Annotated in this window: 11 protein-coding genes and 1 pseudogene; 3 read left to right on the plus strand and 9 right to left on the minus strand. The window is 70.4% G+C overall.

Annotated features, from left to right (window positions below):
- Positions 1 to 55 precede the first annotated feature (55 nt).
- The 6 genes and pseudogenes from alaS to AB0B89_RS30255 form a co-directional block, all read right to left on the minus strand.
- Positions 56 to 1,813 (minus strand): annotated as a pseudogene (gene alaS, locus AB0B89_RS30230) (alanine--tRNA ligase); the annotation flags it as partial.
- Position 1,814: 1 nt separating this feature from the next.
- Positions 1,815 to 2,069 (minus strand): DUF6167 family protein, encoded by a 255-nt coding sequence (locus AB0B89_RS30235; RefSeq protein ID WP_358559597.1) that lies wholly within the window; start codon positions 2,067 to 2,069, stop codon positions 1,815 to 1,817.
- Complete coding sequence (locus tag AB0B89_RS30240; RefSeq protein ID WP_358559599.1) at positions 2,066 to 2,458, minus strand: DUF948 domain-containing protein; 393 nt, start codon at positions 2,456 to 2,458, stop codon at positions 2,066 to 2,068. The genes AB0B89_RS30235 and AB0B89_RS30240 overlap by 4 nt, the downstream gene beginning before the upstream one ends.
- A 127-nt stretch (positions 2,459 to 2,585) precedes the next feature.
- On the minus strand, positions 2,586 to 3,902 hold the full coding sequence (locus AB0B89_RS30245; RefSeq protein ID WP_358559601.1) for a replication-associated recombination protein A: 1,317 nt from the start codon (positions 3,900 to 3,902) through the stop codon (positions 2,586 to 2,588).
- 9 nt (positions 3,903 to 3,911) lie between these two features.
- Positions 3,912 to 4,451 carry a hypothetical protein gene (locus tag AB0B89_RS30250; RefSeq protein WP_358559603.1) on the minus strand — a complete coding sequence of 180 codons (540 nt, stop codon included), beginning with the start codon at positions 4,449 to 4,451 and terminating at the stop codon, positions 3,912 to 3,914.
- Positions 4,452 to 4,503: 52 nt separating this feature from the next.
- Positions 4,504 to 4,965: a hypothetical protein gene (locus AB0B89_RS30255; RefSeq protein WP_358559605.1), complete on the minus strand. Its 462-nt coding sequence runs from the start codon at positions 4,963 to 4,965 to the stop codon at positions 4,504 to 4,506.
- 315 nt (positions 4,966 to 5,280) lie between these two features.
- On the opposite strand from AB0B89_RS30255, the gene AB0B89_RS30260 reads away from it, so the two are divergent.
- On the plus strand, positions 5,281 to 6,201 hold the full coding sequence (locus tag AB0B89_RS30260; protein ID WP_358559607.1) for a peptidylprolyl isomerase: 921 nt from the start codon (positions 5,281 to 5,283) through the stop codon (positions 6,199 to 6,201).
- A gap of 61 nt (positions 6,202 to 6,262) precedes the next feature.
- Here AB0B89_RS30260 and aspS read toward each other — a convergent pair whose 3' ends face one another.
- The 3 genes from aspS to AB0B89_RS30275 all read right to left on the minus strand — a co-directional run bounded on the left by aspS (position 6,263) and on the right by AB0B89_RS30275 (position 10,077).
- Positions 6,263 to 8,041, minus strand: a complete 1,779-nt coding sequence (gene aspS / locus AB0B89_RS30265) for an aspartate--tRNA ligase (RefSeq protein ID WP_358559609.1) — start codon at positions 8,039 to 8,041, stop codon at positions 6,263 to 6,265.
- A gap of 93 nt (positions 8,042 to 8,134) precedes the next feature.
- Complete coding sequence (hisS, locus tag AB0B89_RS30270) at positions 8,135 to 9,394, minus strand: histidine--tRNA ligase (RefSeq protein ID WP_358559611.1); 1,260 nt, start codon at positions 9,392 to 9,394, stop codon at positions 8,135 to 8,137.
- Positions 9,394 to 10,077, minus strand: a complete 684-nt coding sequence (locus tag AB0B89_RS30275; RefSeq protein WP_358559613.1) for an MBL fold metallo-hydrolase — start codon at positions 10,075 to 10,077, stop codon at positions 9,394 to 9,396. The genes hisS and AB0B89_RS30275 overlap by 1 nt, the downstream gene beginning before the upstream one ends.
- Before the next feature lie 192 nt (positions 10,078 to 10,269).
- Here AB0B89_RS30275 and AB0B89_RS30280 point away from each other — a divergent pair, with 192 nt between their 5' ends.
- Positions 10,270 to 11,136 (plus strand): peptidylprolyl isomerase, encoded by an 867-nt coding sequence (locus AB0B89_RS30280; protein ID WP_358559615.1) that lies wholly within the window; start codon positions 10,270 to 10,272, stop codon positions 11,134 to 11,136.
- Between the two features lie 59 nt (positions 11,137 to 11,195).
- Complete coding sequence (locus tag AB0B89_RS30285; RefSeq protein ID WP_358559617.1) at positions 11,196 to 12,425, plus strand: DUF349 domain-containing protein; 1,230 nt, start codon at positions 11,196 to 11,198, stop codon at positions 12,423 to 12,425.
- The last annotated feature ends 79 nt before the right edge of the window (positions 12,426 to 12,504 follow it).

Consider the following 12,504-nt stretch of genomic DNA (forward strand, 5'->3'; position numbering starts at 1 on the left):
ACTACGGGAATTCTTCTTCGGCAGAGCCCCCGGCCGCGCCGATAAACTAACCGCCCGCGTTGCGGAAGCCCCGGTGGACCAGGTGGGTCGCGGTGTGGCTGCGCGAGATCGCGCGGCGGCGCTCGATGTCGATCTCGGCCAGGGCCTGGTCGCCCACGCGAAGCTCGCCGTCGCGGACCTTGCCTCGGTGAACCACCAGGCCCGCGAACGGGGACTGGACGTCCACGATGTCGACCTGCGCGCCGCCCGTGCGGATGACGCCCTGGTCGGAGAGCTGGCCGCCGCCCTCGGCGTAGAACGGGGTGCGGTCGAGGACGACCTCGACGGTGGTGCCCGCTCCGGCCGCCTGGACCGAGGCCCCGTCGACGAGCACGCCGACGACGTTCGCCTCGGCGGTGGTGTTGTCGTAGCCGAGGAAGTCGACCTTGCCCGCCCTGTCGAGCATGGCGCCGAGGACCGAGATGTCGGCGTTGCCGGTCTTCTTCGCCGCCGAGTCGGCCTTGGCGCGGTCGCGCTGCTCGTTCATCAGGCGGCGGAAGCCCTCTTCGTCGACCTGGAGGCCCTGCTCGGCCGCCATCTCCAGCGTCAGGTCGATCGGGAAGCCGTAGGTGTCGTGGAGCTGGAAGGCCTGGTTGCCCGCGAGGGTCGGGACGCCCTTGCGCTTGGTCTCCTCCACGGCCGCGTCGAAGATCGCGGTGCCGGTGCGCAGGGTGCCGAGGAAGGAGACCTCCTCGGCGTCGATCACCGTGTGGATGTGGGCGGCGTCGGCCTTGAGGTCGGGATACTGGTCGCCCATCGCCTCGATGGTGGTCGCGGCCAGCTCGTGCATGTAGCGCTCCTCGCCCGCGCCGAGCAGGCGCAGGTTGCGGATCGCGCGGCGCAGCATGCGGCGCAGCACGTAACCCCGGCCCTCGTTGGATGGCAGCACGCCGTCGCCCACCAGCATGACGCCGGCGCGCAGGTGGTCGGCGACGACCCGCAGCGAGACGTCGGACCGGTCGTTCCTGCCGTAGCGGGACTTGGTGAGCTCGGCCGCCCTGTCGAGGATCTTGTAGGTGGTGTCGATCTCGTAGATGTTGTCGACGCCTTGCAGAATCGCCGCCATGCGCTCCAGGCCCATGCCGGTGTCGACGCTCTTGGCGGGCAGCTCACCCGAGATGTCGAAGTCGACCTTGCTGCGCACCGCGCTGAGCTGGAACTGCATGAAGACGTTGTTCCAGACCTCCAGGTAGCGGTTCTCGTCGGCGACGGGGCCGCCTTCCCTGCCGTACTCGGGGCCGCGGTCGTAGTAGATCTCGGAGCACGGGCCGCCCGGGCCCGGCACGCCCATGTGCCAGTAGTTGTCGGCGAGCCCGCGGCGCTGGATGCGCTCGACCGGGATGCCCACCTTGTCGTGCCAGATGGCGTGGGCCTCGTCGTCGTCGTGGTAGACGGTGACCCAGAGGCGCTCCTCGGGGAAGCCGAACCCGCCCTCGGACTCGGGCTTGGTCAGCAGCTCCCACGCGTACGGAAGGGCCTGCTCCTTGAAGTAGTCGCCGAAGGAGAAGTTGCCGAGCATCTGGAAGAAGCTGGCGTGCCGCGTGGTCTTGCCGACCTCGTCGATGTCGAGGGTGCGGATGACCTTCTGGGCGCTGGCCGCGCGGGGGTACGGCGGCTTCTTCTGGCCGAGGAAGTAGGGCTTGAAGGGCACCATGCCCGCGTTGACCAGCAGCAGCGTCGGGTCCTCGGCGACAAGGCTGGCCGAGGGGACGACAGTGTGCCCGCGCTCCTCGAAGAAGCGCAGGAAGCGGCGGGCGATCTCTGCCGACTCCATCTCAGCGGCCGTCCTTTACGTGGTGGTGGTGGATTTCTCTTACACTGTCGAGCCCGAATCGCTCTCGCAACTCGGTTTCCCGCCCGGCGGACAGGCGCCTGACCTCGTCGGCGAACAGGCGCGCCTCGGCGGCCAGGCCCATGGCCCGGTCGGCGGCGCGGCGCGCGACGTGGTCGGGCTTCAACGCTTGCAGCTTACGCATCACCCAGACCGCGAGATACGCGCCCAGGGCCATGTAGAAGAGCCGCCTGGTCACGACTGGCGCCGCCTCTCGCCCGAGGGGCCCGAGGTGAGCCCGCGGCGCCTGGCGGCGGCGCCGCGCAGGCCGTGGAGCAGCGCCGAGGCCTTGATCAGCGGCTTGGCGAACAGCGTCGAGGCGACGCCGGTGACCTTCACCATGTGGCCGCTGACCTCCTTCATGTTGCCCGCGATGGCCTCGACCGTGACCAGCTGCCGGTTGGTCTCGGCGACCGTGAGGCTGACCTCATCGAGCAGCGGGACGACCCGCTCGCTCAGGTCGGCGACCATCTTGGTGGTCTCGGTGAGCAACCGGGCGAGCCTCACCAGCACCACTGCAAGAAAGCAGACCAGTATCGCCCAGAACATTGCGACGACGAGGCCGGCGACCTCTCCGGCGGTAAGCATGTCGATGCGTCCCCTCGTAGGTGACCTACGGATGTGCGGCCCGGCTGGGGCGGTGGAATGCAGAGACCCTATCGCGCCCGGGCTCCGCGCCGTCGCTCAGCACGCCACGCCTGTGGACGGGCGGCGGTCACGGCCGGCCGCGCAGGAACTCCCGGATCTTCGCCCATCGGTCGGCGAAATGCGCCTCGCCGCCGTGACGGGTGGGCTCGTAGTAGCGGCGCCCGCGGACCTCCTCGGGCGCGTAGTCCTGCTTCACCAGGCCGTGCTCGAAGTCGTGGGGGTACTGGTAGCCCTTGCCGTGGCCCAGCTTGGCCGCGCCGGGGTAGTGGGCGTCGCGCAGGTGGCCGGGCACCTGCCCGATCAGGCCGCGCCGCACGTCGTCCGAGGCGGCGCCGATCGCCTTGATCACGGCGTTGGACTTCGGGGCCAGCGCGCAGTGGATGACCGCCTGGGCGAGGTTGAGGCGGCCCTCGGGCAGGCCGATCATCTGCACGGCCTGGGCGGCGGCCACCGCGACCTGCAGGCAGGTCGGATCGGCCATGCCGACGTCCTCGGAGGCGAAGATCATGACGCGGCGCGCGAGGAACCGGGGGTCCTCCCCCGCCTCGATCATGCGGGCGAGATAGTGCAGCGCGGCGTCCACGTCGGAGCCGCGCATGCTCTTGATGAACGCGCTGATGACGTCGTAGTGCTGGTCGCCCTGCCTGTCGTAGCGCACCGCGGCCTTGTCGACCGCCTTCTCGACGGTCTCGACGGTGACCTCGCCGTCGGGGACCAGCAGCGCCGCCGCCTCCAGGTAGGTCAGCGAGCGGCGGGCGTCTCCCCCGGCCAGGCGGACCAGGTGGTCCATCGCCTCGGGCGCGAGCCGCACCCTGCCGTCCAGGCCTCGCGGGTCGCCTACGGCGCGGTCGAGGACGGAGCGGACGTCGGCCTCCGAGAGCGACTCCAGCGTGAGCAGCAGCGACCGCGACAGCAGCGGTGAGATCACCGAGAAGTAGGGATTCTCGGTGGTGGCCCCGATGAAGGTCACCCAGCGGTTCTCCACGGCGGGCAGCAGGGCGTCCTGCTGCGCCTTGTTGAAACGGTGGACCTCGTCCACGAACAGGACGGTCTGGCGCCCTGTCATGCCGAGCTCGCGCTTGGCCTGGTCGATGGCGGCGCGGACCTCCTTGACCCCCGCGGAGACCGCCGACACCTCGACGAACCGCCGCTTGGTCACTCCGGCGACGACGTAGGCGAGCGTGGTCTTGCCGGTGCCCGGAGGGCCCCACAGGAACAGCGACATGGGGGCCTCGCTCTCGACCAGCCGGCGCAGGGGCGTGCCCTGGCCGAGCAGGTGGCGCTGGCCGACGACCTCGTCGAGAGTGCGGGGCCGCATGCGGACGGCGAGCGGCTCCTGGCTCCTGTGGGCTTCCTCCGCCGCCGAATCGAACAAACTCTCCACGCGTTGACACTACCGCCGATAGAGCAGGTCGACGGTGTCGTGGTGGGCGCCCCAGGTGAGCTCGAAGGTCCAGCAACCGGGCTCGGGCACATCGGTCACGCTGGGATAGATCTCGCCGGGACCCGAGTCGCTGGGGAAGGCGGCGCGTACGACGGGCCGCTCGGCGCCACGTGGATGGGCGACGACGCGCAGCTCCTGGGAGTCGCGCGGCAGCCGTACGTACCAGAGGATCTTGTTGGACGGGCTGGTCGGCGTGCCCGCGCGCAGCGGGTCGGCGAACAGGTAGCCGAGCGCGTCGCCCTCACGGCCGAGGACGAAGCGGGTGCCCGGGGCGTTCTCGGCCGCCCAGGCGGGTGGGCCGCCCGACTGGACCGGGGTGTCCCCGCACCCGCCCTGGGCCCGCGGGGTGCCGCCCGGCGCCACGCTCGCCGAGGTCGCGGGCCGGGCGGGCGCCGCGGAGGCGCCGGGGGCCTGGGGTTCTCCGGAGGCCGCGGGCGAGGCGCAGGCCCCCGCCAGCAGGCACGCCATCACGATCGTCGCGTGTCTCATGCCGGTACTACCGCGCCCGGGCCGCTGAGGTTCCCGGCGGCGGGCGGCCCGGCTATCCGGCCCAGACCGCGGTCGCCCCCGTGTGACCGGCCATGAGGACGTAGTAGCCGGCGACCAGGGCGAGCACCACGGTGACGGCCGACAGGACCCCGGTGGTCACCTTCCCGAGCTTGAGGGAGGAGTAGACGAGCAGGAGCGCGGCGACGCCGAGGCCTATGACGCTGAGAAGCAGCGGGCCGGCGTAGCTCTCGTGGTCGTTGATCCGCCGGCCGAGCGCCCCCTCGGGCAGCCCGCCCGCGAACCTTCCGGCCTTGAACGCCTCGCCGCTCTCCTTGGCGGCGAACGCGGACACCGGGGCCGCGACGGCCAGCAGGACCATCGCCCAGGACAGGGACGGGCGCACACGCGGGACCAGCCCGTACACCACGGAGCCCAGAGCCAGCAGTGGGATGAAGATCACGGCGGTGTGGATGATCAGGGGGTGGGCGGGCAGACCGAGGATCTCATCGAACATGTCTTGGCTCCTGTGAAGTGGCTCGTCGTCCCCTATACGGATCCCGCGGCCCCCGGGTTCCCCCGGGCCGCTCCGGATCACACGGGCGACCCCCTTTCGCCCGCGTGACTCGATGATGTCCGTGACGGCGTCAAGTCACCGTAAGAAATTCCCCAGGACAACATTCCCCACAGCAAGCATGCCTGCAGGTAGGCAAAGGGTGATCTTCACTACCCCGCAACCTGGGCGTTTTATACGGGCTCAACGTAAAGGCCGGTACGATTCCCGAGCGCATAAAGTCATCAATCGGCAAATGGAAGGCATACCGTGACCGACGTGGATCGCCAGACCCAGCTGGCACGGGAGCACCGCGAGCGGCAGCAACAGCGGGACAAGAACACCGGCCGCGGCGGCACGTCCAAGCGGAACACGATCATCGGCGCCGGGGTGGGGGTCGTGGTCGTGGTGGGCGGGATCGTCGCCGCGACGACCCTCATGGGCGGCAAGGACGATGCCAAGACCGGCGCGGCCGCCACCTCGACCCCCTCGGCCTCCGTCTCCGCCTCGGGCGGGGCCTCCGCTCCGGCGGCGCTGCCCAGCACGACGGCCGACCCGGCCGCCGGGACCTGCTCTTACCGCAAGGACGACACCGGGGCACCGGCCAAGAAGGTGGGCATGCCGCCGTCGAAGCCGGACCTGAAGGCCAAGACGATGACGATCGTCACCAACCAGGGCACGATCGTGATCCAGCTCGCCACCGCCCAGGCGCCGTGCACGGTGAACTCCTTCGAGTTCCTCGCGAAGAAGAACTTCTTCGACAACACGCGCTGTCACCGCCTGGCGACGCCGGAGACCACGGGCCTCGGGATGCTGCAGTGCGGCGACCCGCTGGCCAAGGGCGACGGCAAGACCAAGGACGACGGCTCAGGTGGTCCGGGGTACCTCTTCGACGACGAGAACCTCGGCGGCATCGGCCTCGGAAGGGGCACGGTCGCCATGTCGCAGGCATCGGAGGACGCCAACTCCAACGGCAGCCAGTTCTGGATCTCCTTCTCGGACGAGAACACCCAGTTGGCCGCCTCCGGCGCCGCCTTCACCCCGTTCGGCGTGGTGGTCAAGGGCATGGACGTCATCGACAAGATCGCCAAGGGCGGCATCATCCCGTTCAACGGCGACCCGATGGCCGACGTCCGCGGCGAGGGCTCCAACGCTCCCAAGCTGCCGGTGATCATCAAGGACATGAAGATCTCCCGCTGAGGATCAGGTCCTTTCGCGGAAGAGCCCCGGCGCGACGCGCCGGGGCTCTTCTCGTGGACCGTCAGGCGTCCGCGGCCCTCGGCGCGGCGGCGGCCTTGGGGGCGCGGCTCGCGTCGACGCCGGCCTCCTTACGCTGCTCGGGCGTGATCGGCGTCGGGGCGGCCGTCAACGGGTCGAAGCCGGAGGCGGTCTTCGGGAAGGCGATCACGTCACGGATCGACTCGCCGCCCGCCAGCAGCATGCAGATGCGGTCCCAGCCGTAGGCGATGCCTCCGTGCGGCGGCGGGCCGTACTTGAACGCCTCCAGCAGGAACCCGAACTTGCTCTCGGCCTCCTCCTTGGAGATGCCGAGCACCTCGAAGACCCGCTGCTGCATCTCGGCCCGGTGGATACGGATCGAGCCGCCGCCGATCTCCATGCCGTTGCAGACCATGTCGTAGGCGTACGCCAGAGCCTCGCCAGGGTGGTCCTGGAAGTTGTCGGCCCACTCGGGCTTCGGGCCCGTGAACGGGTGGTGTACGGCCGTCCAGCCCGTCTGGCGGCCCACCTCGTCGAGCACCGGCTCGAACATCGGCGCGTCGACCACCCAGAGGAAGCTCCACTGGGACTCGTCGATCAGTCCGCAGCGGCGGCCGATCTCCAGGCGCGCGGCGCCGAGCAGGTCGCGCGAGGCGGACGGCGCGCCGGCGGCGAAGAAGATCGCGTCGCCCTCGGAGGCGCCGGTCGCGGCGGCGAGCCCGGCGCGCTCCTTCTCGGAGAGGTTCTTGGCCACCGGGCCCCCCAGCTCGCCGCCCGGAAGGACCAGGACGTACGCGAGGCCCCTGGCGCCGCGGGACTTGGCCCAGTCCTGCCAGGCGTCCAGCTCCTTACGCGTCTGGGAGGCGCCGCCCGGCATGACGACCGCCCCGACGTAGGGCGCCTGGAAGACGCGGAACGTGGTGCCGGCGAAGTACTCGGTCAGCTCGGTCAGCTCGCAGCCGAAGCGCAGGTCGGGCTTGTCGGACCCGAAGCGGGCCATCGCCTCCCGGTAGCTCAGGCGGGGAAGCGGCGTGGGCACCTCGTACCCCACCGTCTCCTTCCAGATGCGGCCGATCAGCGCCTCGCCGAGGGCGATGACGTCGTCCTCGTCGACGAAGGACATCTCAACGTCGATCTGGGTGAACTCCGGCTGCCGGTCGGCGCGGAGGTCCTCGTCGCGGAAGCAGCGCGCCAGCTGGTAGTAGCGCTCCAGGCCGCCCACCATGAGGAGCTGCTTGAACAGCTGGGGGGACTGCGGCAGCGCGTACCAGTTGCCCGGCTGGAGCCGCACGGGCACCAGGAAGTCACGGGCGCCCTCGGGGGTCGACCGGGTGAGGTCGGGCGTCTCGACGTACACGAAGCCGTGCTCGCGCATGACCTCGTGGGCGAGATAGGTGGCGGTGGAGCGGACACGCAGGGCCTGGGCGACCTGCTGGCGTCGCATGTCGAGGTAGCGGTACTTCAGCCGCGCCTCCTCGGAGACGCCCCCGCCGCCCTCGATGGGGAACGGCAGCGGGGCGGACTCGCTCAGCACCTCGACCTCCGAGGCGACGACCTCGATCTCGCCCGTCGGCAGATCGGAGTTCTCGTTGCCCTCGGGACGGGTGCGGACCTCTCCGGCGATCCTGACGCAGTACTCCGAGCGGAGGTCGTGCGCGTGGTCCTCCTCGCGGAAGACCACCTGCGCGGAACCGGACGCGTCGCGCAGGTCGATGAAGACCACGCCGCCGTGGTCACGGCGGCGTGCCACCCACCCGGCCAGCGTCACCTGCTGGCCGGCGTGCTCCTTGCGCAGCGATCCGGCGGTGTGCGTGCGGATCATCGAAACTCCTTGAGCGTGGCAAGCCCCGCCTTCAGGCAGGGGGGAAAGGGCGGCACGAGGCCGCATGGTTCGTTGATCACGAGCGGGTGGAGGTCAATTGGTCAGCTTCTCTTTCAGCGTCGTGACGATCTCGGCGAGCGGCACGGCGGTCTGGTCGCCGCTCGCCAGGTGCTTCACCTGGGCGGCCCCGGCGGCGATGTCCCGCTCGCCGAGGATCACCGCGTACGTGGCCCCGGAACGGTCGGCGCCCTTCATGGCGCCCTTGAGCCCCTTGCCGTCGAAGGCCATGTCGGCGGCGACGCCCGCCATGCGCAGCTCATGGACGAGCCCGAACACGCGCCTGGCGGCCTCCTCGCCGAGCGGCACGCCGTACACGGCGACGCGGGCGGGGGCCTCCCTGGCCAGATCCTCGGCCTCGACGGCCAGGATGATGCGGTCGACGCCCACGGCGAACCCGATGCCGGGCAGCGGCGGGCCGCCGATGTCCTCCGACAGCCCGTCGTACCGGCCGCCTCCGCCGATGCCCGACTGGGCCCCGAGCAGCGGGTGGTCGAACTCGTAGGTGGTGCGGGTGTAGTAGTCGAGGCCGCGCACGAGCCGGGGGGAGTCCTCCCACGGCACGCCGAGATCATCGAGCAGCGAGCGGACCCGGTCGTGGTGGGCCTTGCAGGACGCGCACAGGTGGTCGGTGATCAGCGGGGCGCTCTCGACCTGGGCCTGCACCTCGGGGCGCTTGTCGTCGAGCACCCGCAGGGGGTTGATCTCGATGCGCGCCCGGGTGGCCTCGTCGAGGTCGAGCCCACGCAGGTAGTCCTGGAGGGCGGCGCGGTAGGCGGGGCGGCACTGCTTGCAGCCGAGCGTGTTCAGCAGCAGGCGCACCCGCGTCAGCCCGAGTGCCTGGTAGCCCGACCAGGCGATCGCGATGGTCTCGGCGTCGACCGCGGGGTCCTCGGTGCCGATGGCCTCCACGTTGAACTGCTGGAGCTGGCGGTAGCGGCCCGCCTGCGGGCGCTCGTAGCGGAACGCCGGGCCCGTGGTCCACAGCTTGACCGGCAGCTGGCCGTTGTGCAGGCCGTGCTCCAGCGTCGAGCGCATGACCCCGGCGGTGAACTCGGGCCGCAGCGTGATCGAACGGCCGCCCCGGTCGGCGAAGGTGTACATCTCCTTGGTCACCACGTCGGTCGACTCGCCGACGCCCCGGGCGAACAGCTCGGTGACCTCGAAGACGGGAACCTCGATGTACGAGTAGCCGGCGTTCGCCGCGGCGGTGGAGAACGCCGCGCGGACCGCGAGGAACGTCGCGGAGCGCGGCGGGAAATATTCGGGTACGCCCTTGGGCGCCTGAAAGCTCATTACAGTCCCCTGGTTGGGCCCGCGAACGGCACCGCCTCGGCAAGATACGGGTTCGTGGCTCGTTCGCGGCCGATCGTCGTGTGTGGTCCGTGACCGGGCAGCACCGTCGTGTCGTCCGGCAGCGTCAGGCAGACTTCGCCCAGGCTGCGCAGGATGGTCTGGTAGTCGCCGCCCGGAAGATCGCTGCGGCCGATGGAGCCGGCGAACAACAGGTCTCCCGAGAACATCACACGCTCCCCGGGAAGCCTGAACGTCACCGACCCCCTGGTATGCCCGGGCGCGTGGTCGACGGTGATGGCCATGCCCGCGATGTCGAGCACCGCCCCGTCGGACAGCTCGCGCACGTCGTCGGGCTCGCTGAACGTGAGCCCGCCGAAGAGCTGCTGGCGGGCCAGGAGCGACAGGCCCTTGCCGGGATCGGTCAGCAGCTCGCGGTCGTCGGGGTGGATCCACGCCGGAACGTCGCGCGCTCCGCAGACCGGCGCGACCGACCACACATGATCGAGATGACCGTGCGTGAGCAGCACGGCGACCGGCTTCAGCCGATGCTCGCGAAGCATGTCGTCCAGGCCGGCGACAGCGTCCTGACCTGGGTCGACGATCACGCACTCCTCGCCCGCGGCGGGAGCGACGACGTAGCAGTTGGCCTGGAAGGAGCCGGCGGGAAAGCCGTCGATGAGCACGGAAACGGTCCTCGGTGTGATCGATCTCGTCAAGGAAAGCGGATGGGAATGTAACCGAAGGGTACCGGTGCGGGTCGCCGGGCTGCGAACCATTGCCGGTTGGCCGATACGATTCGCCCACTCCATAAAGGTGGCGGTCGTCCAGTGAGGCGACCAAACAGGATCAACTCGGACAGTCGGGAGGGCACAGCGGTGGCGACCGGCAAGGACCGTCAAAAGCAGCTGGCACGAGAGCATTACGAACGGCAGATACAGCGGCGCGCCGAGCGGCAGGCCCGCACGAAGCGCGTGGCGATCTTGGGCACGAGCCTGGGCGTGCTGGTGGTGGTGAGCGGCATCTTCACGGCCGTCGCCGTCATGAGCGGCGGCGACTCCAAGACCGCGGCTGCGACGGCCTCGGACTCGCCCGCGGCGTCGTCGGCCCCGCCGTCCGCGGGACCCCAGCCCAAGCCGTACGACGCGGCGGCCGGCACGTGCGACTTCGTCGCCGACATCAACGGGGCTCCCGCGAAGAACGTGGGGGTGCCCCCGGCGAAGGCCGACAAGGCCGCGAAGACGATGACGATCGGGACCAACCATGGCGACATCGTCGTGAGCCTGGACACCGACAAGGCGCCCTGTACGGTGAGCTCCTTCGCCTATCTCGCCTCGAAGAAGTACTTCGACGGGTCCAAGTGTCACCGCATGGGGCCGGCGAGCTTCCCCATGCTGCAGTGCGGCGACCCGCTGGCCAAGGCCGACGGCAAGAACCCCGGCGACGGTCAGGGCGGTCCGGGCTACCGGTTCGCCGACGAGAACCTGACCGGCGCCAAGTACACCCGCGGGGTGGTCGCCATGGCCAACAGCGGGCCCAACACCAACGGTAGCCAATTCTTCATCATCTTCGGTGACCTCCAACTCCCCCCGAACTACACCCCGTTCGGTACCGTCACAAAGGGGCTCAAAATCCTCGACGATGTGAGCAAGAAGGGCGTCCTGCCCGGGGGGATGGGCGACGGCTCGGGTGCTCCCAAGGACCCGGTCGAAATCAAGCACGTGACAATCTCTGGCAAGAGCTGACGTAATACAACCAAGGACGCGTAGCGTCCTGGAGGCTGATTCGAGTGCGGGAGGACACGGTGAGCACCGACCCGTGGGGCCGGGTAGACGACGACGGCACCGTCTACGTTCGTACGGCTGAGGGAGAACGGGCCGTCGGGTCCTGGCAGGCCGGTGAACCGGAAGAGGCCCTCGCCTACTTCCACAGGAAGTTCGACGAGCTGGCCACGCAGGTGGAACTGCTGGAACAGCGGGTCCGCGGCACCGACCTGCCACCCGCCCAGGCCGAGGCGACGATCGTCAAGCTGCGCGAGTCCATCACCGACGCGCACGCCGTCGGGGACCTCGCGGGGCTGGAGGGCCGCCTGGAGGCGCTCACCGACCTGGTCGGCAAGCGCCGCGAGGAGGTGAAGGCCGCCCGGGACCACGCACGCGCCCAGTCCCGGGAGATCAAGGAACGCATCGTCGCCGAGGCCGAGCGCATCGCCGAGGACACCACTCACTGGAAGTCCGGAGGCGAGCGGCTGCGCCAACTCGTCGAGGAGTGGAAGGCCGCCGAGCGCATCGACCGGGTGACCGAGGCGGCCCTGTGGAAGCGGCTCTCCGCCGCCCGCACGGCCTTCGCGAAGCGGCGCAAGTCGTACTTCGCCGGGCTCGACGAGCAGCGCGAGTCGGTGCGCAGCATCAAGGAGCGCATCGTCAGCGAGGCCGAGGCGCTCTCCAGTTCGACCGACTGGGGCGAGACCGCGTCGGCCTACCGCGAGCTCATGCAGCGCTGGAAGACCGCGGGCCGCGCCTCCCGTGAGGCCGAGGACGACCTGTGGAACCGCTTCAAGGCGGCCCAGGATCTGTTCTTCCAGGCCCGTTCGGCGGTGTTCGCCGAGCGTGACGCCTCGCTGCGGGAGAACGCCGAGGCCAAGGAGCGCATCCTCGCCGACGCCGAGCGCATCCTGCCGGTGACCGACGCCCGCGCCGCGCGGGCGGCCCTGCGCGCCGTCCTGGAGCGCTGGGAGTCGGTCGGGGCGGTGCCGCGCGAGTCCAGGGACAAGCTGGAGGGCGGCCTGCGGCGCATCGACGAGGCCGTGCGCAAGGCCGAGGAGACCGAGTGGAAGCGGTCGAACCCCGAGGCCCGCGCCCGCGCGCAGAACACCGTCGACCAGCTGCGCAGGTCGATCGAGCAGCTGGAGGGCCGCCTGGCCAAGGCCACGGCCGCCGGCAAGGACAAGGACGTCAAGGAGGCCGAGGAGGCCATCTCCGCCCGCCGCTCGTGGCTGGAGGAGGCTGAGCGCACCCTCGCCGAGTTCTCCTGACCGGCGTACGCTCCCGGGTTCCGCCGTGCGGGGACGGCGGACCGGCCCTCGCGCGCCGGTCGCGGTGACCGGCGCGCCG

It is taken from the genome of Sphaerisporangium sp. NPDC049002, from assembly GCF_040649355.1.
In the GTDB taxonomy this organism is placed as follows: domain Bacteria; phylum Actinomycetota; class Actinomycetes; order Streptosporangiales; family Streptosporangiaceae; genus Sphaerisporangium.

What these genes read in the sequence shown, in the direction of transcription:
- hisS (WP_358559611.1), bottom strand. Translation starts at nt 9,394, where the DNA reads ATGAGCTTTCAGGCGCCCAAGGGCGTACCCGAATATTTCCCGCCGCGC.
- AB0B89_RS30255 (WP_358559605.1), bottom strand. Translation starts at nt 4,965, where the DNA reads ATGTTCGATGAGATCCTCGGTCTGCCCGCCCACCCCCTGATCATCCAC.
- AB0B89_RS30240 (WP_358559599.1), bottom strand. Translation starts at nt 2,458, where the DNA reads ATGCTTACCGCCGGAGAGGTCGCCGGCCTCGTCGTCGCAATGTTCTGG.
- AB0B89_RS30250 (WP_358559603.1), bottom strand. Translation starts at nt 4,451, where the DNA reads ATGAGACACGCGACGATCGTGATGGCGTGCCTGCTGGCGGGGGCCTGC.
- aspS (WP_358559609.1), bottom strand. Translation starts at nt 8,041, where the DNA reads ATGATCCGCACGCACACCGCCGGATCGCTGCGCAAGGAGCACGCCGGC.